Origin of the sequence: Limosilactobacillus avistercoris (genome assembly GCF_014836425.1) — a bacterium.
Classification (GTDB): domain Bacteria; phylum Bacillota; class Bacilli; order Lactobacillales; family Lactobacillaceae; genus Limosilactobacillus; species Limosilactobacillus agrestimuris.
This window is the reverse complement of the sequence record NZ_JACSQW010000002.1, coordinates 38,809-64,995: the sequence shown is the minus strand read 5'-3', so window position 1 is coordinate 64,995 and position 26,187 is coordinate 38,809. Positions and strand designations below refer to the sequence as shown.

Here is a 26,187-nt window from a genome sequence, read left to right as displayed (position 1 = left end):
AAAACTCCTGAGCTTTCAAAAGCACCAGGAGTTTTTTTGATCTTAATTAAACCATGCTAATCTTCTGCTGTTGGCCATATTGGAGCATAAACAATTGAAACAGTAATCTAGGATCCCGTTGGGTTGTCTTTAATGCTTTTTCAATGTTGACTAATCCTAAGTAAGCATTCTCTAAGGCAAGCAAGCTAAATTGACGAACAGTTCGCAGTCCTAACTTTACCCTGTAAGGATGGACCCTTAATTTTTGTGCTAAACTCCCCTGACTTAAGCCACGAGAACTTAGTACTTTAATTTGTAACAATAACCGGAACTGACTAATCAAGACCGCATTAATTCTCAACGGTGGTTGTTGACCAGCAATTAGCTGATCATATAAATCAATCGACTTGGTTTGATCATGTCGAAGAACCGCATTAACTAAATCAAATACGTTCTCATCGAGAGATTGTGGCACTAGGTCCTGAACCGCTTGCTTAGTGATATGGCGGTCTTGATATGTTAATAATTTCAACTTACTTAAATTAGCATTCATTAATTCATAATCAGCATTAGTTCGCTGGACAAGTTCATCAATTGCTTCGTTATCAATCGTATACTTATCATCAGCCAAACTATTTTGAACCTGTCGCCGGGCATGAGCCTCATCTAAGGGAGCGGTATCAATCATTACCGCTGCTTTTTTTAATTCTTTAACAATTTTTTTACGACCATCTAGTTTTTCATACGGTGCTAGAAAAACCAAGATAGTCGAAGGTTCGGGATGCTGTAAATAATTACTTAAGGATTCCAGATCGTGATCAATTTTTGCGGGCCCCTTCTCTCCGGTAAAGAAATATGGCTTATTAACCAAAACCAACCGTCGTTCACCAAAAAACGGGGTAGCCATTGCATCATCAAGTGCTACAGCAAGCGGTGTAGTTTCCATATCATAACTACCAACATTCATCACACGTTCTTCTTTAGGAATTAAATTAATAAACATTTCCCGTACTTGTTGTAAAAGCACTTGCTGTGTTCCTAATGCAAGATAAACCATCGCAGGTGTCTTACTCGTTATTTGTTGTTTAAGTGTGGTAACATCCACCTGTATTCATCTCCTTTTAACTTTGTCTGCCAATGACCGTTAATCTTAAAATAACGATACCGAATCATTCCGTATTGCTGAGTCGAAATCGCCTTAATATCATTTTCGCGTAAAGTGGTTAACGTCTCCTGGTTGGGGTGACCATAACGATTTTGGCGACCAGCAGAAATAATCCCTATCTTTGGTGCTATTCGTTTTATAAATTGGGGATCACTTGACGTTTTACTACCATGATGACCTAATTTTAAAATATCTACTTGTAGATTAGGGTAATTACGAATTATTTCTCGTTCACCCTGACGATCAAGATCCCCCATAAACATAAACTTTAATCGACCAAAAGTTCCAGCTAAAACCATCGAATCTTCATTCTTTCCTTCTCCCTTATTAAAGGGATGAAGAACATAGAGCTTTGACTTTGGAATCATATCACCATTTTTTACCGAAATTATCTGGGGAACCTGCAAGCAGTCCGGGGAAAACAGTTTAAGCAAAGCTCGTTGACGCTCCATTCCACTTGCTACCACAACTTTTTGAACCTTAAAGTTCCGCAAAATCGTTGTCAGGTAACCAATATGGTCTACATCATGGTGACTAAGGTAAATTGTATCAATCTTACTAATCCCGCAGCTTTTCAAATAATTAACACTGGTCCTCGTCGCATAATCACTTCGGGATCGAGCAATCGGCCTACCGAACTGTAGTTTTCCGCCCGTATCAATCATCTCTACCCGATTACTAACTGGATAGCGAATAATTGCACTATCTCCCTGACCAATATCTACAAAGGTGACCTCACCAGATAGTGGGATATGGATACCCATAAACACAATCAGATACAAACTACCAAGAATTAATAGTGATTTTCCACGATAATGATCAATCAAAAAGAGTGTCGCAATAAATAGTAGCCAGGTAGCGGTAATTGTTGGCTTACCAAAACTAATCATCCCCGGCCAGCAACTAAGCTCACCCAACAGCCATTCAAATCCTCTCAAGACACTATTAATTAATAACGGAAAAAAAGGCAACCAATTAAATAAAAGTGCACTAATAATTACTGCTGGAAAAATAAAATTTGAAAAGACAGGGATAATTAGGAAACTACAAACAAACGTTAAGAGGTGCACTTCATAAACAAATGTCAGAATGGACGGTAAACTAATTAAATTTAGCAATAACGACTGACGAAAACCACGGATATTATCCGGAATAACTTGCAAGGCGAATGACAGTAAATAACTTAACTGTCCACCAAGAGTTAACAGAAGCCACGGATCCACTATTAACCCACCAAGAAGACTGGTTGCCCAACCATCAAGTGAGCTTAGGTGCATCATCCGTTGAATCAGTCCCATTTCAGCCATAATGACCGCCCGAACCAAGCTAACGGAACCACCACCAATAATTAAGTAAAGGGGTAGTGCAACAATTAGGATCCATTCAATATCCTCACGATTAAAATGTAATCGGATTAAGGCTTTCCTTAAGCAATCGGTTAGTAATACTACATGCATTCCTGAAATACAGAACAAATGTAACAGTCCCAGCCGTTTAACATTTTGCATTAACTCCGCAGTTTGTGTATTTTTCATCCCCAGAATTAATTGCTGACAATAGCCAGCAAGCGGGTGCGGAAAAGATTCAAAATAGTGATATAAACGAGCACGTAAAATATGACATTTTTGAAGGATATTCGGTTGCTGCTCAATTTTAATTTGGAGTTTTTTACACCTTACCTGGTTATAGATACGAAACTGACGATAATAACATTGTGAATCAAACTGGTTAAAATTCGTCGCTGGTTCAATCGGTTGCTCATTACCAGAAATTATCCATTTCATCACGTTCGAGTTCTGACAAATCTTTTGGGCTTCTCGATTACTTCGCGGAAAGTAAACTAAATTTACCCTCTCACCAGTTTGGCAATCCGTCGCCCGAGCATTAATTAGGTTTGTGTTGAACGTTACTTGATCGGGCAAAATCGTATAAGCCTTACCGGTTACCTCCCTTTGCTGAGCCACGGTCGTCACGGTGCCCTTATGTAATTCATAAAAACACAGTAGAGACATTAGTGCTATAACCAAACAAGTCACAATCACTACTAGCCGTTCATTCAAGCTAATAATTCGATATAAACATAAACAAAGAAGGAGCAACAACCAATAATAATGGTTAAGGATAATCACCGTTACTAATCCAGCAGTAATTGCCGGAAAAATAATTCGGTTATAAATCGTTACTTTTGCTCTGGATGAATATATTGATCCAGGGCAACCTGTTCAAGGATATTATCGTCTAATTTAATTTGATTAAGGCGGATATTCTTTAGCTTAATTAGTTGCTTAGCATACTCATCATTATGGTAATTACGAATGTAGTTAATCTCTTTTATTCCCGCTTGTAAGAGACTCTTTGTGCATTGCAGACAAGGAAAATCAGTAACATACAGGCTCGCGCCATCAGTAGAGATCCCAAATTTAGCACACTGCAAGATCGCATTCATTTCGGCATGAATTGTTCGTACACAATGACCATTACGTAAGTAGCAACCATCATCAATGCAGTGAGTATCACCAGAAACGGAACCATTATACCCACCAGCAATTATCCGTTTGTCACGAACTAAAACCGCACCAACAGATAAGCGATTACATGTACTCCTTGATGCCAGTAAAGCTGCCTGGATCATAAAATACTGATCCCAATCAATCCTCTTCTTCATTCTATCCACACTTTCCAAATACTTTTGATGACTAGTATAACAAAATTAAAATCAAACTAAAAATTAGACTGCCAACATTGGCTTTAATTTAGCAACAGTTTTTTCGCCAAAACCATTAATATTTTTCAAATCATCAACAGAATTAAAATTACCGTGTTCCTGCCGATATTGGAGGATCAGGTCTGCTTTTTTGTCACCGATTCCCGTAATTTTACAGAGTTGTTCTTTCGTCGCTGTGTTAAGGTTGGTAATTTCTTGACTAGCACTATTCCCACCATTATTTACTGGTGCGGCAGTAGCCATTCCTCCTGCTAAGGTTGGTGGGACCTGCTCCCCCTTTCTCGGAATGTAAATAACCTGAGCATCCACCAGCTGTTTAGCCAAGTTTACTTGGTTCATATCTGCATCCGATGTCTCACGACCTGCTGCGGCTAAAGCTTCGTTCACTCGTGATCCACCTGGCAAACGATAGACTCCCGGATGAGTAACAGCTCCCTTAATATCGACGCAAACAGCCTTCTTTCCCCTTACCGGCGATTCTTTTTGAGTCGATGAAGATTTTTTATTGGTAGTTGTAAAGGGATCATCAATCTTATTTGGCTGAGGCTGGTAAAACTTTCCGCCAACGATTACAATGCCCACCAGGATAACTACTGCAATAATGATTTGCTTTCGATAATTAAGCCAGATTTCCTCTAAGCGTTCCATAATAACCTCCTAATAATAAAGAACGCAAAAAATGATCTTTTGCACTTTATAAATTAAAAAAGCAGGAAAGAACTTATTCAAAAGCTCTTTTCTGCTTTTCGCAATTTATGGATGTGTCTCTAAATACTTAACTGCATCAGTAAACGATGATACTGGAACAACTTTCATTCCTGGTGCAGCTTTCTTAGCTGTCTTCTTTGCCATTTGGTAATTAGTCATATGCTGCTCTTCATATTTAAGGAGCAACTTTGATGGTTTAACATACGGGGCAAAGAAAATTTTTGCACCAGCTTTGTGAGCAGCAATAACTTTCTTATCAATCCCACCAATTTCACCAACAGAGCCATCTGGGTTGATCGTTCCTGTCCCGGCAATCTTTCGACCGTGACGTAAATCCTGCCCCGTTAATTGTTGGTATATTTGTAAAGTAAACATCAAACCGCCAGAAGGTCCACCGAGCTGCCCGGGATTTACCTTAACTGGAATCTTAGTATGAACTTTGACATTATCAGTTAAAACAATCCCGATTCCCGCCCGAGAACTAGCAATCTTTACTAAGGGTTTAGTAACCGTGTGCTGGTGCCCATCATGAAGATAGGTAACCGTTAACGGAGTACCAATTTTTCGTTTAGCAATGTACTTCTGGAATCCTTGAGCAGTATCGAAGTGGTGACCATTCACCTTTGTAATTGTGTCGCCAACCTTAATATCATTCTTGAATTTTGAATTTTTTTCAACTTCAAGAACATAAATTCCCAAGTAGCGTTTACTTACTTCTTGGTGAGCAGCCTTATAGGCATTCGCGATCGCTTCATTAATCGCACTTTGCATATAAAAATCTTGAACCTTATTAAAAGTAGCATTATTTTGACCGCCAGTAACATCTTGCTTATTTTCAATTGTGGTATATGGTGTTATCTTAGCCCAAAGGTAGGTTATTGGACGTGCTTGCTGAAGGTAAACGGAGGTAATCATAAAGCTCCCTTTCTGCTTATCAGGATGCCCCTTTACCTTAACATAAGAACGTAAACTATCAGCAGTTCCCGGGCTCTCAATATACTTATTAAGGGGCCAAAATAAGAACCAGCCAATAAATAAAACGGCAAATAGTGTAACCAGTATTCGCCGCATAATTAACTTATCTTGTTTTTTCATTATGCTCCTTAACCCGCTTTAATTTTTCTTCCTTAATTCGTTGCTTTAATGCTTCGTTAATATTCTTCGGGAGGTAAGCAGAAATGTCACCACCAGAAGACGTTACTTCTTTTAAGATACTACTAGAAAGGTGTTGATATTCTGGTTTTGCAAGGAAGAAGACCGTTTCACACTGATCATCCAAGAAATTGTTCATTGCGGCAATGTCTCGTTCATATTGAAAATCAGTGCTATTTCTCAAACCACGCATTAAATAATCGGCACCAATCTTATTCATTAAGTCGACCGTCAACCCATCAGTTGTAATTACTGAAACATTATCTAAGCCAGAAACAGCCTCCTTAATTTGTTCAACCCGTTCCTCTACGGTAAATAATGGTTTCTTATTTTGGTTTGTCATTACGGCAACGGCCAATTGATCAAACAGGGCACTTCCCCGCTTAATTAAATCTAAATGACCTAATGTTAATGGATCAAATGTCCCAGGAAATACTGCAACTTTCATCTTATTTACCCTCTTTCAAATCGATAGAAATTTAAAACTGTAATACCATAACTTTGTTTTTTAATAAATTTAAACGAATCAATATCATTTGACAAATCTGCTTCTTGATTAGTTTCAGCAACTATTAACGCATTGTCATTCAAAAGGTCAAGTTCGACCATTCGATTCATGTCCTTAACAATTTGCTGCTTAGCATAAGGGGGATCAAGGTAAATCAAGTCAAACTTTTTCCCTTGCTTTTGAAGAACCGTGAGCGCCTTTCGTGAATCCATTTTTAAAACGGTAAACTTTTCAGGGTGCTTGGTTACCTCAATGTTACTCTTAATAGTCTTAATTGCTGGATAAGCGCGATCAACCAAAACCGCATGTTCGATCCCTCGTGAGACTCCTTCGATACTTAAGCCTCCACTACCACCATATAAGTCAAGACTAATTCCACCCTTAAAGTAAGGACCAATAATATTGAACAATGCCTCTTTCACTTTATCAGTTGTTGGTCGGGTTGCCATTCCAGGAACAGCACTTAGTCGACGACCACCGAAATCACCAGCAACAATTCTCATTTCTAATCATCCTCATCATGTTGTTTATATAGTCCAGTTTGTTCTAAATCGGTCAATGTTGGATCAAGATCAGGCCGTGCAGAATCAATCACCCGCTTTACCGAACGAAGGTGTTGAACTTTTTTCTTCACGTCATCATAAGACTCCTGGTTAACATACAAAACCACATAGTGAAAATGTTTTGATGTATACCTTAATTGACCATAGTGATGGAGGGTTCGTATTACTCGATATCCATTGTAGTAAACGATCAAGGCTCGTCGCTTAGTTAAATTAAACACTCACTTTCCCTCCTTGACGGACATTTTTCTGCAATGCTCGACGTTTATTTTGACGAATACTAATATTCATGATTAATCCAACAGTAAATGACAGGATCAACATACTTGAACCACCATAACTAATAAAAGGAAATGTCACACCGGTAATTGGCAATAGACCGAGGACCCCACCAATATTAAAAAATGTTTCAATTAAAATAAACGTTGCTGAACCATAACATAATAGCATTTCATACATGGAATTACTACGAACGCCCACCTGGATCATTCGACAAATAATTACCATTAACAATATCAAAATTACACTGACACCAACTAAGCCTAGCTCCTCACTCGTAATCGACATAATGAAGTCAGTGTTTGGCTCAGGAAGATACCCCATTTTCTGGACACTATTACCTAAACCAGAACCAAAAATTCCACCATTACTAATAGCGTAATAAGAATTAACTAACTGGCTTCCTGAACCGGAAGCATTCCCAAATGGATTTAAAAAGGCAACAAACCGTGCCATCCGGTACCCGTGAATCAAACCATTTTCAACTGCTTTTTCGATTAACAAGTAACCCATAATTGGAATAAACAGTAAAACACTAATACCAAAACTCCAGCGGAAATCACAGGCCAAGAAGAGAACCGCAACGATCATAATATTAATTGCCATCCCACCAATATCTGGCTGAAGAGCAATCAGGAGTAAGCATAGGGCTACCACAAGCCACGGGCCACCACCCGAACTAATAAAGTGAGCGTTTCGCGAGCGTGCTCGTGCCATCCGATCTGATAAGTACAAAATAAAATAGACCTTACAAATTTCAACCGGCTGAATATTAATAACTCCAAGATTAATCCAGCCTTTTGCACCATTCACAGCATGACTCAACACGAGAACAAATAAAAGCATCCCCACCATAACAAATGTCGAATCACGTAAAAAGCGTGGCGTTCGATAATGCTCTAAAGAATAGTTAGCACCAAAAATCAAACAACAAATTCCCATTATGACATAGATTATTTGTTTAATCAGGTACGCAGTTGGTGATCCGCCGTTCTGCATTTCGATTGCCGCACTGGAAGAATATACCATCACAATGCCGATCATACAAAGAACTAAGTAGGGCACCATTAAATAATAATCCCAGTAATGAAAGTTTTTCCAAACCTGGGAAAGATGAATTTTATGAATATGCTTAACTTTCACTATTGCACCCACCTAATTGAAAAAATTCTCTTTTATTATACACCAAAAACAAAAATAGTCCTGAAGGTGGTGCAAGAAGTCATCTTCAGAACTATTTTTAAAATAATATTATTAACTTACTTCCGTGAGGCAGCACGGCGGCGCTTAGCATCCTTTTCACGGGCGTTAGTATTCAAAATTTTCTTCCGTAAACGAATATTTTCAGGTGTTACTTCACAGTATTCATCTTCGTTTAAGAATTCAAGGGATTCTTCAAGGGAGAAGTGGGTAGGAGTCTTAATGTGGGCCATTTCATCAGAACCAGCCGCACGAACGTTGGTTAAGTTCTTACCCTTAGTAATGTTAACCGTAATATCATTTTCACGGCTGTTTTCCCCAACGATCATTCCTTCGTATACTTCTGTACCTGGATCAATTAATAATTGACCACGACTTTCAATCCCCATCATGGCGTAAGTGGTAGCCTTACCAGCATTCATTGAAACAAGAGTACCCTTTTGACGACCAGGATTCCAGTTCTTAATAACTGGAGCATACTTTTCAAAGGTATGACTCATAATTCCGTAACCACGAGTCATTGTCATGAATTCAGTTGAGTAACCAATCAACCCACGTGATGGTGCTAAGAAGATTAACCGGGTTTGACCATTGTCACCTGGTTCCATGTTCTTCATTTCACCCTTCCGCTTGGAAAGACTATCGATAACTGCACCCGTGTATTCATCAGGAGTATCAATTTGAACTTCTTCGTATGGTTCACACATTACACCATCAATTTCACGATAGATAACTTCTGGACGTGAAACTGATAATTCGTATCCTTCACGCCGCAAAGTTTCGATCAAGATTGAAAGGTGTAATTCACCACGACCAGAAACAGTCCAGGCACCTGGATCATCAGTATCTTCAACCTTTAATGATACATCAGTTTGTGTTTCACGCTTCAAACGATCTTCAAGTTGACGGGCAGTAACAAACTTACCTTCACGACCAGCAAATGGAGAATCATTAGTCCGGAAAGTCATCCGTAATGTAGGTGGATCAATCCGTAATGGTGTAATTGCTTCTGGGTGTTGAGGATCAGCAACAGTTTCACCAACGTTGATGTCTTCCATTCCTGAAACAGCAATCAAGTCACCGGCTTCGGCTTCCTTAATTTCCAACCGCTTTAGACCGAAGAAACCAAAAAGCTTAGTAACCCGGAAGTTCTTCTTGGAGCCATCAAGCTTCAACAAGGTAACGTTATCGCCGACCTTGATCTTACCACGGAAGACACGACCAATACCAATCCGACCAACAAAGTCGTTGTAATCCAAGATTGCCACTTGGAATTGAAGTGGTTCATCAGAATTATCAACTGGTGCTGGAATAGTCTTAACAATAGTATCAAACAATGGCTTCATGGTATGTTCTTGAGTAGAAATATCAGAGTCATAGCTTGAAGTACCGTTCATAGCTGAAGTGTAAACAACAGGGAAGTCAAGTTGATCTTCATCAGCGCCCAATTCAATAAAGAGGTCAAGAACTTCATCAACAACTTCTTCAGGACGTGCACCCTTACGGTCAACCTTGTTAATAACTACGATTGGTGTCAAGTGTTGTTCAAGAGCCTTCTTCAAAACAAACCGAGTTTGTGGCATTGTTCCTTCAAAAGCATCAACAACTAAAAGAACACCATCAACCATCTTCATAACACGTTCAACTTCACCACCGAAGTCAGCGTGTCCTGGGGTATCAAGAATGTTAATTTGGTACTTACCATACTTAACAGCAGTGTTCTTAGACAAAATGGTAATACCACGTTCACGTTCAATAGCGTTAGTATCCATTGCCCGATCTTCAATTGAGAAGTGTTCTGGCAAAGTGTCTGATTGTTTCAACATTTCGTTAACCAAAGTAGTCTTACCGTGGTCAACGTGGGCAATAATCGCAATGTTCCGAATGTCGTCACGAGATTTCAAGATTCGATCTTCCTTTCATCTTAACTCTACTCTAACAAGTTCAGTATACACTGTCCCGCGAGTGATTTCATAAAAAAACTGCGACAAATTAGTCACAGCTTCGACAACTATTTAGTAATTTGCCAAACATCCTGACAAACTTTTTTCGTTGCTACTAATACAGTGTTTGATGATAGCACATTAATTGGTTGGTCGTCAATTGTTTTCACAATCAAACCAAGTTCTTCCGCAATTACCCTTCCGGCAGCAATGTCCCACGGTTTTAGCCTTGATGTATAACCACCAAGCTGGCCTTTTAGGACATGAATGATTTCTATTCCTGCACTTCCATACATCCTTAATCCAGCGGCTCCCCTTGCAATTTCTTGCTGATGAAAATTATTTTTCATTAACTGCCAACCGTTAATTGCAATGAGACTCTCATTAAGGTGCGCATCGACCGGCTTTGCCAGCTGTTTATCATCCACATATGCTCCATGTTCTCGCCAAGCATGGTATAAGTGTTTATTCATTACGTCCATAATGTAGCCCAGTGTTGGTTGCCCATCACAATATAGAGCTAACATGATTGCAAAATGATCCCGTTGTTTAACAAAATTCAGTGTCCCATCGATCGGATCAATAATCCAAGTATTGCCACTCAAATCTTGATCAAGTTGGTGCTGAAAGCTCTCTTCTTCACCAACAATACGTGCTGATGGATCAATTTCCATAAGTTTTCTTCTCATCAGTCGTTCATTCTGCTGGTCAACATTAGTCACTAAATCATTAGCAGAAGATTTGATATCAATTACCAGTGGCGTATTCATTAGTTCAATCGTCTGGTCTCTGACCGCCCACAGAAGTTTCTGTGCTTTGCGGTCAAATTCTTTTAACTCTTTATTATTTGGCATCCCCATTTACTCGTATCTCCCCGGCCTGTTTTCCCTTTGTCATTTGCATAACTTTATACAGCGAATAACCCGATACATCCTCAAAACGCTTCCCCAGTTGCTTTTCATATGCTTTCGAATTTGCAACCTGTTTAAACTTTTTATATTGATCGAGCACTGCCTGACGATTAACGCCAACTTCGTATGCATCCTCAACGACACGGAACATCCCAACTACTGCACTAATCTCTTCGTTTGTCCAGTCCGGATCAATCGGATAGGAATAGTTATTTTGTTTTACACCCATCGTTATCACACTCTTTTCGTAAACTTTAATTTACCACATATCTTATTTTAGCTTTAAACCCACAAAACACGCTACCTTAATGATAGCGTGTTTTGGGATTTTGGATGTTTTACGACATTCTAAATGTGAGTTGGAAGTCCAAGGGCAACATCAGCTGCTTCTTGAATTGGTTCATTTAATGTTGGGTGTGGGTGAATTGTCAAAGCAACATCTTCGACATTCATACCACAGTTAACAATCAATGAAAGTTCACCGGCTAAAGTACTTGCTTCTGGGCCGACAACTTGTGCACCAACGATGTTCTTCTTATCCTTAGTGTAGATAAAGCGAACAAATCCTTCTGGTTCATCAAGTGAAACAGCACGTGCGTTACCAGCGAATGGGAATTGTGAAGTAGCAACTTCGATTCCCTTTTCCTTAGCTTGTTCAACATTCATACCAACTTCGGCTAATTCAGGATCAGTGAAGCAAACTGCAGGAACACCAACCCAATCATTAGCAGTATTCTTACCAGTAATTGCACCAGCAGCAGTCTTTCCTTCGAAGAATGCCTTGTGTGCCAAAGCGGGACCTGGAACAATGTCACCAATAGCATAGATATGATCAACTGAGGTCTTACCTTGCTTATCAACAACAACCTTACCATGGTCATCCAACTTAACACTGGTCATTTCAAGACCAAAGTTATCAGTGTTTGGCTTCCGGCCTACTGAAACCATGCAGTAGTCAGCAGTTAATGATTGTTCCTTACCGTCTACTTCATAGTTAACAGTAACGCTCTTGTCATCCTGTGAAGAACTCTTTGCCATTGCGTTTGTAACAATGTCAATGCCCTTCTTCTTCAAGTTCTTTTCAACAACTTTAACCATATCTTTGTCAAAGCCATTCAAAATTGAACCGGTTCCTTCAAGAATTGTTACGTGTGAACCAAGGTCAGCATATGCACCAGCTAATTCAGTACCGATGTAACCACCACCGATAACAACGAATTCTTTTGGAACTTCAGGAAGGTTCAAGCCACCAGTAGAGTCAATAACCCGACCTTCAAACTTGAAGCCCTTAATTTCAACTGGACGTGAACCAGTAGCAAGAATTAAGTTGTTCCACTTAATTACCCGGCCGTTGTCATTGTCCATGAATTGTTTAGGACCAGTCTTCATAACCCGAAGTTGTGAGTCACTGTCCATTACAGCTTCACCATCAATGATTTCAACCTTATGCTTCTTTAAGAGCATCTCAACACCACGGGTCATCCGGTCAACAACCTTGTGTTGCTTCCAATCTTGAGTCTTTACAAAGTCGATTGAAGCATCAGTCTTTGAGATTCCGTATGTTGAAGAATCCTTAGCTTGTTGCAAACGGTGACCAGCAGCAATTAAAGCCTTTGATGGAACACAACCAACATTAAGACATACACCACCAAGTCCTGGTTCACCCTTTTCAATCAAGGTAACCTTTTGACCTAATTCTGAGGCACGAATAGCGGCAACGTAACCACCAGGACCTCCACCTACAATAACAGTATCTTTTTGTTCAACATCAGCCATACTAATTAGCCCTCCATCATCAATAATTCAGGATCTTCAAGGAGCTTCTTCAAGTAGTTCAAAGCTTCTGTAGCAAGGGCACCATCAATCAAACGGTGATCAACGGTTAATGACAACTTCATGTTGTGACCAACGACAATTTCACCATCTGCGTTAACAACTGGTTCAGTTGCAATTGTACCCATACCAAGAATAGCTACTTCTGGTTGATTGATGATTGGTGTGAACCATCCACCACGCATTGAGCCAATGTTAGAAATAGTCATGCAGCCATGAACCATACTTTCTGGGCTAAGTTTGTTTTCTTCAGCAGCTTCAGCATTATCTGAAATTTCCTTAGCGATTTCAAACATACTCTTTGAATCAGCATTCTTAATGTTAGGGTTGTAAAGACCGTGGTCAGTACTTGTAGCAATACCAATGTTGTAGTAGTGCTTTTGAACAAGTTCTTGAGTACTGTCATCAATTGAACTGTTGAATTCTGGGTACTTCTTCATCATCGCAATCAAAGCCTTAACAACATAAGGTAAGAATGTTAGGTGAATTCCTTGATCAGCTGCTACAGGCTTGTACTTCTTCCGGTTAGCCATCATCTTAGAAACTTCTGCGTTAGCAAATACAGTTACCATTGGGCTAATGTCAGCAGATTCACGCATGTTCTTAGCGATGATTTGACGCATCTTGGACAATGGTTCACGGGTTTCAGCATCCTTGCCAGCACCTTCATAAGGCTTGATAGTATTACCTGCAGCAGGTGCACTAGAAGCAACGGTAGCATTGGCAGCAGGAGCGGAGGCAGCAGCACCATTGAAGTTATCAATATCTTCTTTTAATACTTGACCGTGATTACCACTTGGTTGTACCAATGAAATGTCAACGCCCTTGTCACGAGCATATTGACGTACAGATGGCATTGCCATAACAAGCTTGTTAGGTTCAGCTAATGGTGCTACTCCGCCTTGCTTTGGAGCAGGTGCAGGTGCACTAGAAGCAGCTGGTGCTTCACTTTCAACTGGAGCACTTGATTCTTCAGCAGCAGTGTCGTCAGCACTGTCATCGGCATCTTCAGCGTCTTCATCTTCAACGTTTGTGCTTACGCCATCCTTGCCATCATCGATCAATACAAGGTCATTACCCTTTTCAACATGATCGTCTTCCTTTGCTTCGATCTTCTTAATTGTCCCGGCAACAGGAGAAACAAGTTGGGTAGTTGATTTATCAGTTTGAATTTCTACTAATGGGTCACCATCTTTGACTTGGTCGCCTTCCTTAACTAAGAAAGAAGCGATGTCCCCTTCAGTCAAACCTTCACCCATTTCAGGTAGTCTAAATTTATAAGCCATATCGATTTAACTTCCTTTCTTAATCAGTGGTGTGTGCACCGCGATTAATAATTAACAGCTTGTGTTGCGGCATCTTCAATGTCATCAGCACCAGGAAGCCATACATTTTCTGCTTGTGGGAATGGGTAAACAGAGTTTGGAGCAGCTACACGAATAACTGGAGCATCCAAGTACATGATGGCACCTTCTGAAATAGCAGAAGCTACTTGTGCACCGACACCGGCCATCTTTTGTGCTTCTTGAACGATTACTACATGGTGAGTCTTCTTGATAGATTCAAAGATAGTGTCTGTGTCAAGTGGGTAAAGTGAACGGAGATCGATAATTTCTGCTGAGATATTCTTCTTAGCAAGCTTCTTAGCAGCCTTTTGAGCTTCTGAAACTTCACCACCATAAGCAATGATTGTTACATCGTTACCTTCTTCAACGACATTTGCCTTGTCCAAAGGAACAGTGTACTTGTCATCAGGAACTTCGCCCTTAACTGAACGGTAGAGACGAAGGTTTTCAAGGAAGAGAACTGGGTCATTATTTTCAATAGCGGAAATAACAAGTCCCTTAGCGTCATAAGCTGAACTTGGTGTAACAACACGAAGACCTGGAATACCTACGAAGAAGTTTTCAAGATCATCCCCGTGCAATTCAGCAGTATGAGTACCACCACCGTATGGAGTACGGATAGTGATTGGCATGTTCTTAGTACCATCATATTGGAAACGTACACGTGACATTTGTCCAGCAATTGAGTCCATTGCTTCAAAAGTGAAGCCCATGAATTGAATTTCTGGAACTGGACGCCAACCAGTAGCGGCTAAACCAATTGACAGACCTAAAATACCAGATTCAGCTAATGGTGTACTAAATACACGGTCCTTACCGTACTTTTCTTGCAAGCCGTTAGTAGCACGGAAGACACCACCGTTTTTACCAACATCTTCACCGAAGACCAAGGTCTTTGGATCTTCAGACAAAGCAATGTCAATACCTTCAGTAATAGCTTTGATATAAGTCTTTTTAGCCATGATTACTTCGACTCCTTTGCTTCGTACTTCTTAATTTGTTCTTTGATATCTGGGGTTGGAACTTCGAAGGTCCGCTTAAGCATGTCTGTAACCTTTTCTGGTTCTACAGAGTCAGCTTCCTTCATAGCCTTCTTGAAGTCTTCCTTGCATTCATCAGCATACTTGTTTTCTTCGTCTTCAGACCAGAGGCCCTTCTTAGTCAAGTACTTACGAAGCCGAATCAATGGATCCTTGTCGAACCATGGCTTTTCTTCTTCCTTGGTACGGTAACGACTAGGATCGTCACCAGCAGAACTGTGAGCACCGAACCGGTAAGTCAAAGTTTCAATTAATACTGGACCATTTCCGGCAGCAGCGAATTCACGAGCTTCCTTGGCAACTTCGTAACATGCCAAAACATCCATCCCATCAACTTGAACACCTGGAATACCAGCTGCAACACCCTTTTGGGCAATAGTTTGAGCATATGTTTGAAGCTTCCGTGAGAATGAAATTGCCCAACCGTTATTTTGAATGATAAATACGGCAGGAGCTTGGAATGCACCAGCAAAGTTCATCCCTTCGTAGGTGTCACCTTGTGATGAACCACCTTCACCGGTATATGCATAAGCAACGGCATCCTTTTCACCGTTCTTCTTAATACCAAGGGCAGCACCGGCCATTTCAACCATTTGGGCACCGATAATAATTTGTGGACGTAATGCACGAGCGTCAAACATGTTACCTTTAAGGTGACCTTTTGACCAAAGGTACATTTGAGCAACAGTTGCACCGTGTTGAATCAATTGAGGTAAGTCACGATATGCAGGGAATAAGAAGTCATTCTTCTTAAATGCAGCCGCGGTCCCCATTTCTGAGGCCTCTTCACCCCAAGTTGGGGCATAAAATCCTAAACGACCTTGCTTAGAGAAACTCATGGTTTGTTCGTGAAGTGCACGTTCCCAAACCATCTTCTTCATTAAGTCAACTAACAGATCATCACTGAAGTTGGCCATTAAATCCTTGTTAACGACATTCCCATCATTATCGAGAATTTGAACAGGCTTTGCATATGGAGCGCCTTCTTCAGCTTTAATCTTTGCAAAGTCAACAGCTTTGGTATTGGCCATTATAAAACATCCCTTTCCAAATCCAATTAACATCATCGTAAGCGATTACTTACCTTACTTACATTATTTAGTATACCGCTCTTTCAATATAATACAAGCGCTTTCATTGACTTATTTTAATTAATTAGGCTAAGAATTTATTAATTTGTATACATTTTCAGTAAAAATAGTTAGTTGGGCTTTGCTTATTTTATATTTTGGCGAAATTTTTATTCAATATTAGTTTGTGATAAACTACTATTTGTTTGAACTATAACAATAATAATTAAATTTGGAGGATGATCATTGTGTATTTAATGAAAGATATTGTTCGCGATGGTGACCCTGTCTTACGTAAACGCGCTGCGAAAGTTGAATTTCCATTATCAAAAGAGGACCAAGAATTCGCCAAGCGTGCTATGGAATACCTTGAAGTAAGCCAGGATCCAGAACTATGCAAGAAATATAAACTCCGCGCCGGTGTTGGTTTAGCTGCTCCTCAAGTTGGCATTTCAAAGCAAATGGCTGCAGTTCTCGTTCCATCTTTAGATGAAGATGACGATAAGCCTTCTTTTAAGGACGTTATTATCAACCCAGTTATCGTTAGCGAATCTGTCCAGTACGGAGCACTAACAGAAGGTGAAGGTTGTCTTTCTGTTGATAAAGATGTTCCTGGTTACGTTCCACGTCACGATCGCATTACGCTTCGTTACCAAGATGTTAATGGTGAGACTCACCAAGTTCGTCTTAAAAATTACCCAGCAATTGTTTGTCAACATGAAATCGATCACCTTCATGGAGTCCTTTTCTACGACCATATCAATAAGGAAGATCCATTCAAGGCTCCTGACGATACTATTATGATTAGCTAAAAAATAAAGAGGTCGGTGAAATTTCACCGACCCCTTTTTGCTTTTTAAATACTGTAAAAGTTTAACCACAAAGAATAATAAAAGACGTTTCCCAAAGTCCCGCTTATTTATGCTGATCTAGACGCCGTAAATCTGCAATGTATTCACGAGTTGCTTCATTTAAAACATAAGCAACATCAATATGCAAGATATTTTCATAAGTCCACCAATCAGTTACCTTAAATACGGTCGAATTTTCTTTATACGCCTGAACTTTATTCTTTTTTGCATACTCAGTTAGCTTTTGTTCAAGAATATTCCTATTAAGTTGATCCTTTGTTAAGTGGTATTTTGCTGGATTAAAATGAAACTCAAAAGCAAGAACACCTTTCCCCCAAACATCTGCAACAATCTCAGAAGAAAGATTAAATGTTTGACCACTTAATTGACCAAGACAATTATTTACCGCCTCATTAGTTACTGACTGGGCTTGGTTTTTCAATATTAAAGTTGCGTGATTAATCAGTAAGCGATGAACAACAACATAAATAATGATTACAGCGATAACCGCCAAAAGAACTAGCCAAAAAAATGACATAGGCTCATCCCATTTCTTAATTATATTTAACTTAATCATACCATTTTCCAATTTTAAGTAACACAATTGATTAGATGTGCTAAAATAATTTAAGTAACTAAAGTTTAAATTAAATAATAAGGAGCATTTTACAGTATGACTTTTAAGGTATACTACCAACCCGATGCAACTAAGCGACCGGTTCGTGAAAATACTCAATCATTGTACATTGAAGCTGACTCAGAAGCTCAAGCTTTACTACTGGTTGAAGAAAATACTGACTACAACATCGAATTCGTTGAGCAATTAGACGATAAAGTTTTGGAATACGAAAAGCAAAATCCAAACTTTAAGATTACTAAATTCTAATTGCTAATTAAGACAGTCGGGAATTCAATTCTCTCGGCTGTCTTTTGCTTGATATTAAGGGAGGTCTAATTATGCATTACGAGATAATCCTAAATCCGACTGCAGGAAATGGGAAAGCTCAAAAGACTTGGAACATTCTCCGTCCCACCATTGAAGGACAGTTAGATTATTCCCTCCATCAAACTAGCTACGCTAAACACGAAGCATTTTTGGCAAAAAAGATTTCCGCAAACTCTAATAAAAATACCGTTGTAATCGTAATTGGTGGGGACGGCACTCTGCATAACGTTCTTAATGGCTTAATAAAAGCTGGAGTACCCCTTCCCTTATCATACATTCCTACTGGTACTGGTAATGATTTTGCACGTGGCTACGGAATTTCATTAAATCCCGAAAAGGCTCTTCAACAAATTATCTCTACCACAGAAGCACGAACCATTACAATTGGTCATTATTTTGAATCAATCAAAAAAGAAGAAGGCTTCTTCTTAAACAATATTGGAATCGGTTTTGATGCCGCAATCGTTAGCCGGACTAACTCATCTAGTACGAAGAAAAGGTTAAATAAGATCCGATTAGGGAGTCTTTCCTACTTAAGTAAGGCTTTTGGTGTCATATATGACCAACAACCTTTCCAGCTAACTCTTCAGGAACAAAACCATCATTATATTTTTCCTAAAGCTTTTATCGTGGTAGCAACTAACCATCCTTATCTTGGGGGCGGCTTCCAAATTGATCGGTCCGCAAATGTTGGTGAAGATGCTATTAATGTGGTGATCGCTGAACAAAAAAATTGGCTTCTTACTCTTTGGGAAGTGATTCAGCTTGCACGGGGTAAACTAGCTGAATCACGATTCGCTCATCGATTTCACGCAAAGAAGCTTCACTATTCCACGACTTCTTTAGAATTTGGCCAAATTGATGGCGAAAACATGGGAAATCGTTTTTATGATCTAACAGTTAACACTAGTCATTATCAATTTTGGCAGGCCCCATTGAAATAAGTTAGTGTAAAAAAAGTTCCCAAGTTCGGTTTACCGAGCTTGGGAACTTTTTTATATTCTTTACATTGACTAGTTCTTTGGATAACCGACCAAGTGTAATTTACCATGGATATATTCACCAAGATAAATATCATTAACACTACTAAAGCCGGCATCATTGACCTGCTGTTCAAGCCATTCCTTATCATGATGGATCAATTCAAGAACATCACTATTAATTTGGTCACCATTGATCAAGGGAAAGCGAACATTTTCTTCATTATTTTCAATTACCACTAGTTGTCCATTCTGTTCTAAAATTCCACTCTTAACTTTTGAAATTTCATAAATTCCGTGACTTCGCAAGCGGAACATTAACTCGTTAGCTGTCATTCCAGCTCGCATACAATTGCCAACAAGGACCTGACCATTTTTAATCAGTAAACGCGGTTGTCCATCAATAATGTTTTGAATAAGCACATTATGTTCCTTAGCATATTTAACAACAAATACAATAAGCGTCCAAATTAGTAAAACCATCACAAACTGTAATACAGTAATATCTTGGTTATAAATAATGCCACCGATTATTCCCCCAAAGACATAATTCTGTACCTGGTCAATTGCAGAGGTCGGTGCTAAGTTTCCCTTTCCCAAAATGTTAATTTGGAAAATTAGACAAACCATCCCTAAAACAAACTTGATCGTGATTAAACCATAATCCATAACTTTATCCCCCTACTTTTCAATAATCACACGATGATCGACAACGTGAGCGCGAGTAAGAGTATAATTGTCCCCATTAGGGCTTAAATTTACTCGATAATCTTTTTTATTAAAGCGAACAATAATTCCGTCAGTTAATGTTGTTGAATTAACCACCACTTTATCTGAACTAATATTATGGTCTCTAGCAACCGCACGAATAAATGGACGCATTTGTAATGATTGGGATTGTTGAGAGTAACTCTTTTCTAAATTGGTAATTTGAAGGCCCGCAAAAATTAGTAAAAGCAAGAAGAAGATAATTCCTAGATCACGGTAGCGAGTCTGTAACTGGTGGTGAAGGTAGCGAAATGAATTAATTAACACTAAAATGATTAAAACTAAAATTACTGCATAGTTAATAACACTATTAAACTGTTGCTGGTGTAAAAAATAGTCCTCTGTATAAAAGGTCATATATTGTTCTCCTTATCAGCTTAATAAGCAAAAAAGAAACTAGGCAAAACCTGGTTTCTTTTTTTTACTACTATAATTAATCTTACTTAACTGTACCAGCAAAACTTGGCGTGAAGTAAGGACTTAAGTTATATACAGCCACATTGGTTCCTGGCTTAGCGGCAGCAGCATATTGGTTGTTCCCCATGTAAATACCAACATGGTATGTACTTCCATGGTTACCCCAGAAAAGAAGGTCGCCTGATTGGGCTTGGCTAACCGGCTTTTGATCTACATAACTTTCCATTGCAACGGTGTTATGTGGTAATTGCTTACCCTCAGCGTTTGCATATACATATTGAACAAAGCCTGAACAATCCATTCCACTTAATGAATTACCACCCCATTCATATGGAACGCTATTTGAATTAGCAATCTTGCTTGCCAAACTTACCACTGAACCTGAATGTAAATCAACGTTATTTTGAGTAGTAGTTTGAGGCTGTTGTGAAGCTACCTGGCTTTGTTGTTGTGGCTGTGATTGCGTTTGAACAGTAGCAGAACTGTTAGAAGTTTGGTTCTGGGTATATGCCACTTGTTGAACAGCAGGTTGTTGTGAAGCAGTACTACTATTTGCAGTTACTTCTTGACTAGTATTAACTGCTGAAGCTTGACTTGTCTGTTGGTTATTAGTGACAGGAGCCACTGAACTTTGTTGACTAGTAACAGCTGTTGAATTATAAGCCGCTGCATTTGCATCACTTGTGTAAGCGGTTGCCGTAGAGTTAACAGCTACTGCTTGTTGGCTAGCGACTTGCTGACTTGCAACCGCAACCGTTGAACCTTGCTGACTAACAACTGCTGAGTTATAAGCTGCTGCATTTGCGTCACTCGTGTAAGCAGTTGCAGTCGGGTTAACAGCTGTTGCTTGTTGGTAGGTCCCTTGTTGATATACAGGCGTTACTTGTTGTGAAACAGCTTGTTGAGCTGGTGCAGTTTGCTGTGCTTGATCCTGTTGAGCACCATTTTCAGCTACAGTGTAGGATTGAGGTTGAGCACTTACTGTACTTGATTGGGTTGTTGCTGAGTTAGCACCCTTTCCTTCAACTAATAGCTGTTGACCAACGTAAATCAGGTTTGGATTCTGAATATGGTTCCAGGAAACAAGGTCATTAAGGGTAACATTAAAGTGAACAGCTAGTTCGCTTAAAGTATCACCACTTTTAACCACATAAGTACCGTTATGTGTAGTTGAAGCTGACTTAGCTGCAGATGATGAAGATACCATTGGAGCCAATGACAACTGATTATCGTTCCGAATAGCACTTGCTGAAGAACTCATTGATTCAGGTTGTTCAGTGCCTGCATTATTATTCTTAGCCTTTGCTTCAACAGTATTGTTTACTTGGGCAGTTAAAGCAAAAACACTTAATGCACCTACCGTCCCAGCAACTAATCTTTTTGATGAACTATACTTATGTACCTTTTTTACCATACAGAAACATCCTCTCAAAATAAACGAAAAATAATTGCTAATTACTTAGTATTTAACTTTAAATCTCTTTAACCATATCATTTTTTTAGAAATTCTTGTACTAATTTTAATATTTTTAAAGATTTTATTTTTTTATTAAAGCAAAATAATGTGATAAATGTTACAAAAAGGTTATTTTGCTTAAGTTTTATTAAAGACAATAGTAAATTCAAACTGCCAATCTCATTTCATTGATAAAATAAAAATAGTTATAGAAGGAAGTGATTGCATGATTTGGATATACTATCACACTAACGATCCTTCAAAACGAAAAGCAGTTAAATGGCTTACCGCTCACCGATTATCTGTAAATGAACGGAATATTGAAAAGCAACCATTAACTCAAGCAGAGATTTTTAACTTGCTGAGTAAATCAATTAACGGAACTGCTGACTTAATTTCCAGTCGTTCTCGAGATACAAAAGCTCTCAAGTTAACTTCTGAAAACTTAACAATTAATCGACTTGTAAGAACGATTCAGAAGAATCCCCACGTTTTGAAAAATCCGATTATCTGTGATGAAAACAAGTTAGTAACAGGTTTCGATCAAGAAAAAATGGGCATTTTCATTTCACAACAAGAACGCAAAGATGAACTTGCGGACTTATTATTGAAACAAAATCTCCAAACAAACCATTTTGCATTTCCTTTCTAATCAAAATGGCTTAATTATGCAATTATCATAATCTTATACATATTAAAAGGTCACCGGTATTCAATAGTCTGAATACTGGCGACCTCTTTTTTAGCCTTTTAGGACGACACACTAGCTCTAAGAACTTACTAGTCGTCTCCCTAATTTATTCTAATGCTTAAATAATTCACGAATTGATTGGTGATTGTGGACCCGTACTATTGCTTCCTTTAAGAGTTCGGCAACAGAAAGACGACGGAGCTTCTTAAATTCTTTTTCAGCAGGCAAATTAATTGTGTCTGTAACCCACATTTCTTCAAGTGGTGATTCTTCTAGCACTTGAGGAGCATTTCCGGATAAGACAGCATGAGTTGCAATTCCATAAATCTTCTTTGCGCCAAATTTCTGTAATGCCCGTGCAGAGAGGTTCATCCGAACCCCAGTATCAACAATATCATCAACGATAATTGCAACCTTATCTTTAACATCACCAATAACATATTCAGGAACTTCTTGATCAGTTCGTTCCCGAACTTCATCATTCCGATTATCAACAATCGCAATTGGCGCCTTAATTTCTTCTGCAAATCGCCGTGCTAAACTAACCCCTGCATGATCAGGTGAAACCACGACAATATCATCGCCAAGTTCCCGTTCTTCGACATACTTTGCAAACAATTGAGTTGCCTGTAAATGATCGACTGGAATATCAAAGAAACCTTGAACTTGAGCAGCATGCAAGTCAATCGTAATTAGACGATCAATTTTATCCATTTCAAGCAAGTTAGCAATTAATTTTGCGGTAATTGGTTCCCGACTTCGTGCTTTCCGATCTTGCCGTGCATAACCATAATACGGCATCACAACATTAATCTTTTTAGCGCTTGCCCGACGTAAGGCATCAACCATAATTAACAATTCCATCAAGTTAGTATTAACTGGATCGGAAACCGATTGAATTACGTAGGTTTCACAACCACGAACACTTTCATCAATCGTCACTTTGATCTCCCCATCAGCGAAGTGACTAATTGAAGCCTTGCTAAGAGGTAAACCAATTTTATCAGCGACACTTTTAGCTAGTGGTTCGTTAGAGTTCAGGGCAAATAAGCGAACATTTTTCGCATCTTTTATTTCAGTCATTGTTATTCTCCTCAAGATAAAATCAACAATACACTGTTATTATCGCAAGTTTTTCTATCCGGTGCAAGCTGAACTATTTTTTAAAATCGGTTGGTCTTATTCCATCCATTCCGATCATTGGATCAATTGTCCCTGCTTTAACTAAGACGGGCGTAAGAACTGCTTCCTTCACGTTACCAGTTTCGGGTAATTTCACTGACCCTTGTTGTTCATGATCATGTTCTTTAGTTTTATTAAGCTCAAATTGATCTTCAGTTCCCTGTTCAAGAGGTGATTTTAATTCTCCATGGTGGTTCCAAACATCTGTTAATCGTTTCAATAAACTAGTCTGCCGGTTAACAGACTGGTTGTTAATCGCAGTCACAAACGCGTAAGTCTCACCAAGCATAATTAATTTATCCGCAGCCCGGGTAATTGCAGTATACAAAAGATTGCGTTGGAGCATCCGCCCGAATTCGCGTACAAGGGGCAAAATCACAATTTTAAATTGGCTCCCCTGAGACTTATGAATTGAAATACTATAAGCTAACCGAATCTGTGACCATTCCAGCCGACCATAATTAACCTCGTTCCCGTCAAAGTCAATTGTCATCGTCGCATTCTTTTTCCCCTTAGTTCTACCATTTTCAATTGAGACAATCCGTCCAATATCACCATTAAAAACGTTATTTTCTGGACTATTAACTAATTGTAGGACTTTATCGCCAACCCGGAAAATCTGACCACGAAATTCGATTTCCTGTTTACTAGAAGTTGCCGGATTATATACCGTCTGTGAAAGATCATTAAGACGATCAACCCCCGCTGCTCCGCGGTACATTGGAGCAAGAATTTGAAGATCATTTGCGTCATAGCCACGTTTTTGGCTCATCTCAATAATTTGTTTTACAACTCCTGGAACCTGTTGTGAATGACACGCAATAAATGACCGATCCGCCATCTTAACTGTCAAATCACTAGGAATTTTTCCTTCCCGAATAGCATGGGCTAACGGAATAATTGTTGAATCATCTGCCTGTCGGTGAATCTTTTTCAATTCGATCCGTGGTAAATCAGCAAACTCCAACAAGTCATGAAATACCTGACCAGGCCCAACTGACGGTAATTGATCCTTATCACCAACAAAAATAACGTGCATTGACGTTGGGATCGACTGAACTAGGACTTTAAATAGTAACGTATCAACCATCGACATTTCATCAACAATTAATAATGAGCCTTCAAGATCCTTTGCATTTAACTCAGTCGGCATTTCACGACCATTTAACCCCAATAACCGGTGAATTGTGCTGGCTGGCAAGTCAGTAGCTTCACTCATGCGCTTTGCCGCACGCCCCGTTGGAGCAGCTAATAAAATTGGAAATGCCTTTTCCTTGTATTGATTAGGATCAAGGGTAATATCATGCATTTCAGCAAAAGCTTCCACGACACCCTTAATAATCGTCGTTTTTCCTGTTCCTGGTCCCCCAGTAAGAAGCATTACTTTAGATGTCAGTGCAGTTTTAATTGCCTCAATTTGAATATCATCATATTTGATTCCTGTCTTAATCGGCAACTTTTCTAAAATAGTTGCAACTTGTTGTTCATTTTTTGAATTGTCCTGTTTCTGGAAAAGGCGATGTAAGTTTTCAGCAATTTGCCACTCAGCTTTATAAAGGCTTGCTGGATAAATCCGTTTCTCTTCGTATTGAATGGCACCCTCTTTTTCCATCGTTACAATCTGCTGGGTTACTTTGGCTGTCGAGATTGGTTCCCCACTACCCTCAGCAAGCAACCGCATACTTTCCTGAAGTAATGGCTTAGCGCTTGTATAGGTGTCACCACTTGCCATTGTTAAATCATCAATCGATTGAATAATGGCAGCCGAGATTCGCCGCTCGTCATCCGAAGGGATCCCCATTTTAATTGCAACTTGATCTGCACGTTTAAAACTAATTCCGTCAATATCTTGAACAAGCTGGTAGGGATTTTCACTAATAACATGGAGAGTCTCGTCTCCATACCGATCAAAAATTGCGCTACTTAGGTTACTCCCAAAGCCAAGATCGTTTAATCCAATAATAATTTGATCCATTCCCTGGTTAGCATTGAGATTTTCTACAAGACTGGTTCGTACTGCTTCACGTAGCTTTAAACCATCCAAGACATGTGGATCAGCATTAATTTTATCAATTGCTTGAACCCCTAAATGATCGACAATTTTTTCTGCAGTCTTTTTTCCCACTCCAGGAAACTGTTTCCCAGAGAGAAAGTTAATGATTCCTTCTTTACTCGTTGGCTGGTTGGCATGATATGAACTGGCCTGAAATTGGCGTCCATATTTCGGGTGATCGACTAGTTTTCCCTCAAATCGATATGTTTGGTCATCACGTAAATCACCAAAGCTTCCCGTAACCGTTATTTCGCTTTCTTTCCAGTCAAAGTTAGCATCTTCTACCGATACCAAAAGAACCTTATAAAAAGAATCAGGACTATCAAATATGTCTGATTGAACCTGGCCAATAAAAAAAGATGGCTCTTCTGGCGCCTCAAATAGGTTAATTTCTTCTGCCATGAAAGTCATCCTTTCTCTA

At 39.2% G+C, this 26,187-nt stretch carries 26 protein-coding genes; 4 read left to right on the top strand and 22 right to left on the bottom strand.

What is annotated here, in order from left to right; genetic code table 11:
* Window positions 1-46 precede the first annotated feature (46 nt).
* From holA to pdhA, 16 genes are all read right to left on the bottom strand, one after another.
* Window positions 47-1,084 carry a DNA polymerase III subunit delta gene (holA, locus tag H9564_RS01045; protein ID WP_191683728.1) on the bottom strand — a complete coding sequence of 346 codons (1,038 nt, stop codon included), beginning with the start codon at window positions 1,082-1,084 and terminating at the stop codon, window positions 47-49.
* A complete protein-coding gene (locus H9564_RS01040; RefSeq protein ID WP_318241058.1) occupies window positions 1,054-3,108 on the bottom strand; it encodes a DNA internalization-related competence protein ComEC/Rec2 in 2,055 nt (684 codons plus the stop codon). Before H9564_RS01040 ends, holA begins: the two co-directional genes overlap by 31 nt.
* Window positions 3,109-3,323: 215 nt before the next feature.
* The gene (locus H9564_RS01035) at window positions 3,324-3,809 is read right to left on the bottom strand and encodes a ComE operon protein 2 (RefSeq protein WP_191683726.1); all 486 of its coding nucleotides are present in this window, start codon (window positions 3,807-3,809) and stop codon (window positions 3,324-3,326) included.
* A 63-nt stretch (window positions 3,810-3,872) separates the two neighbouring features.
* Window positions 3,873-4,517, bottom strand: coding sequence for a helix-hairpin-helix domain-containing protein (locus H9564_RS01030; RefSeq protein WP_191683725.1), 645 nt, complete (start codon window positions 4,515-4,517; stop codon window positions 3,873-3,875).
* Between the two features lie 105 nt (window positions 4,518-4,622).
* On the bottom strand, window positions 4,623-5,672 hold the full coding sequence (locus H9564_RS01025; RefSeq protein WP_191683724.1) for a SepM family pheromone-processing serine protease: 1,050 nt from the start codon (window positions 5,670-5,672) through the stop codon (window positions 4,623-4,625).
* Window positions 5,656-6,177 carry a pantetheine-phosphate adenylyltransferase gene (gene coaD / locus H9564_RS01020; RefSeq protein ID WP_191683723.1) on the bottom strand — a complete coding sequence of 174 codons (522 nt, stop codon included), beginning with the start codon at window positions 6,175-6,177 and terminating at the stop codon, window positions 5,656-5,658. The genes H9564_RS01025 and coaD overlap by 17 nt, the downstream gene beginning before the upstream one ends.
* Before the next feature lie 5 nt (window positions 6,178-6,182).
* A complete protein-coding gene (gene rsmD, locus H9564_RS01015; RefSeq protein WP_191683722.1) occupies window positions 6,183-6,740 on the bottom strand; it encodes a 16S rRNA (guanine(966)-N(2))-methyltransferase RsmD in 558 nt (185 codons plus the stop codon).
* Between the two features lie 2 nt (window positions 6,741-6,742).
* Window positions 6,743-7,021 (bottom strand): DUF2129 domain-containing protein, encoded by a 279-nt coding sequence (locus tag H9564_RS01010; RefSeq protein WP_191683721.1) that lies wholly within the window; start codon window positions 7,019-7,021, stop codon window positions 6,743-6,745.
* On the bottom strand, window positions 7,014-8,222 hold the full coding sequence (locus tag H9564_RS01005) for an FtsW/RodA/SpoVE family cell cycle protein (RefSeq protein ID WP_404804667.1): 1,209 nt from the start codon (window positions 8,220-8,222) through the stop codon (window positions 7,014-7,016). The genes H9564_RS01010 and H9564_RS01005 overlap by 8 nt, the downstream gene beginning before the upstream one ends.
* 116 nt (window positions 8,223-8,338) lie before the next feature.
* Window positions 8,339-10,183 (bottom strand): translational GTPase TypA, encoded by a 1,845-nt coding sequence (gene typA / locus H9564_RS01000; protein ID WP_191683720.1) that lies wholly within the window; start codon window positions 10,181-10,183, stop codon window positions 8,339-8,341.
* 107 nt (window positions 10,184-10,290) lie between these two features.
* Window positions 10,291-11,082 carry an inositol monophosphatase family protein gene (locus H9564_RS00995; RefSeq protein WP_225209496.1) on the bottom strand — a complete coding sequence of 264 codons (792 nt, stop codon included), beginning with the start codon at window positions 11,080-11,082 and terminating at the stop codon, window positions 10,291-10,293.
* Entirely contained in the window at window positions 11,066-11,362 is a 297-nt protein-coding gene (locus H9564_RS00990; RefSeq protein WP_191683719.1) for a UPF0223 family protein, read from the bottom strand. Before H9564_RS00990 ends, H9564_RS00995 begins: the two co-directional genes overlap by 17 nt.
* A 119-nt stretch (window positions 11,363-11,481) precedes the next feature.
* A complete protein-coding gene (gene lpdA / locus H9564_RS00985) occupies window positions 11,482-12,909 on the bottom strand; it encodes a dihydrolipoyl dehydrogenase (protein ID WP_191683718.1) in 1,428 nt (475 codons plus the stop codon).
* 5 nt (window positions 12,910-12,914) lie between these two features.
* Window positions 12,915-14,252: a 2-oxo acid dehydrogenase subunit E2 gene (locus H9564_RS00980; RefSeq protein ID WP_191683717.1), complete on the bottom strand. Its 1,338-nt coding sequence runs from the start codon at window positions 14,250-14,252 to the stop codon at window positions 12,915-12,917.
* A gap of 44 nt (window positions 14,253-14,296) precedes the next feature.
* The gene (locus H9564_RS00975) at window positions 14,297-15,274 is read right to left on the bottom strand and encodes an alpha-ketoacid dehydrogenase subunit beta (RefSeq protein ID WP_003716864.1); all 978 of its coding nucleotides are present in this window, start codon (window positions 15,272-15,274) and stop codon (window positions 14,297-14,299) included.
* A gap of 2 nt (window positions 15,275-15,276) precedes the next feature.
* Entirely contained in the window at window positions 15,277-16,383 is a 1,107-nt protein-coding gene (gene pdhA / locus H9564_RS00970) for a pyruvate dehydrogenase (acetyl-transferring) E1 component subunit alpha (RefSeq protein WP_191683716.1), read from the bottom strand.
* Between the two features lie 287 nt (window positions 16,384-16,670).
* Between pdhA and def the strand changes: the two genes are divergently transcribed.
* Window positions 16,671-17,234, top strand: a complete 564-nt coding sequence (gene def / locus H9564_RS00965; RefSeq protein ID WP_191683715.1) for a peptide deformylase — start codon at window positions 16,671-16,673, stop codon at window positions 17,232-17,234.
* Between the two features lie 103 nt (window positions 17,235-17,337).
* Here the strand turns inward: def and H9564_RS00960 are convergent, their stop codons facing one another.
* The gene (locus tag H9564_RS00960) at window positions 17,338-17,811 is read right to left on the bottom strand and encodes a hypothetical protein (RefSeq protein ID WP_225209494.1); all 474 of its coding nucleotides are present in this window, start codon (window positions 17,809-17,811) and stop codon (window positions 17,338-17,340) included.
* 135 nt (window positions 17,812-17,946) lie between these two features.
* On the opposite strand from H9564_RS00960, the gene H9564_RS00955 reads away from it, so the two are divergent.
* Window positions 17,947-18,159 (top strand): DNA-directed RNA polymerase subunit epsilon, encoded by a 213-nt coding sequence (locus tag H9564_RS00955; protein WP_191683713.1) that lies wholly within the window; start codon window positions 17,947-17,949, stop codon window positions 18,157-18,159.
* A gap of 71 nt (window positions 18,160-18,230) precedes the next feature.
* Window positions 18,231-19,163, top strand: coding sequence for a diacylglycerol/lipid kinase family protein (locus H9564_RS00950; RefSeq protein ID WP_191683712.1), 933 nt, complete (start codon window positions 18,231-18,233; stop codon window positions 19,161-19,163).
* A gap of 69 nt (window positions 19,164-19,232) precedes the next feature.
* Here H9564_RS00950 and H9564_RS00945 read toward each other — a convergent pair whose 3' ends face one another.
* The 3 genes from H9564_RS00945 to H9564_RS00935 form a co-directional block, all read right to left on the bottom strand.
* Window positions 19,233-19,868 carry a DUF421 domain-containing protein gene (locus tag H9564_RS00945; RefSeq protein WP_191683711.1) on the bottom strand — a complete coding sequence of 212 codons (636 nt, stop codon included), beginning with the start codon at window positions 19,866-19,868 and terminating at the stop codon, window positions 19,233-19,235.
* A gap of 12 nt (window positions 19,869-19,880) precedes the next feature.
* Entirely contained in the window at window positions 19,881-20,324 is a 444-nt protein-coding gene (locus tag H9564_RS00940; RefSeq protein ID WP_191683710.1) for a DUF3290 family protein, read from the bottom strand.
* Window positions 20,325-20,406: 82 nt separating this feature from the next.
* On the bottom strand, window positions 20,407-21,798 hold the full coding sequence (locus H9564_RS00935) for a C40 family peptidase (RefSeq protein WP_191683709.1): 1,392 nt from the start codon (window positions 21,796-21,798) through the stop codon (window positions 20,407-20,409).
* A 268-nt stretch (window positions 21,799-22,066) separates the two neighbouring features.
* On the opposite strand from H9564_RS00935, the gene H9564_RS00930 reads away from it, so the two are divergent.
* Complete coding sequence (locus H9564_RS00930) at window positions 22,067-22,492, top strand: ArsC/Spx/MgsR family protein (RefSeq protein WP_191683708.1); 426 nt, start codon at window positions 22,067-22,069, stop codon at window positions 22,490-22,492.
* 150 nt (window positions 22,493-22,642) lie between these two features.
* On the opposite strand, the gene H9564_RS00925 is transcribed toward H9564_RS00930, so the two are convergent.
* Entirely contained in the window at window positions 22,643-23,614 is a 972-nt protein-coding gene (locus H9564_RS00925; protein WP_191683707.1) for a ribose-phosphate diphosphokinase, read from the bottom strand.
* 73 nt (window positions 23,615-23,687) lie between these two features.
* Window positions 23,688-26,168 carry an SF1B family DNA helicase RecD2 gene (recD2, locus tag H9564_RS00920; protein ID WP_191683706.1) on the bottom strand — a complete coding sequence of 827 codons (2,481 nt, stop codon included), beginning with the start codon at window positions 26,166-26,168 and terminating at the stop codon, window positions 23,688-23,690.
* Window positions 26,169-26,187 lie beyond the last annotated feature (19 nt).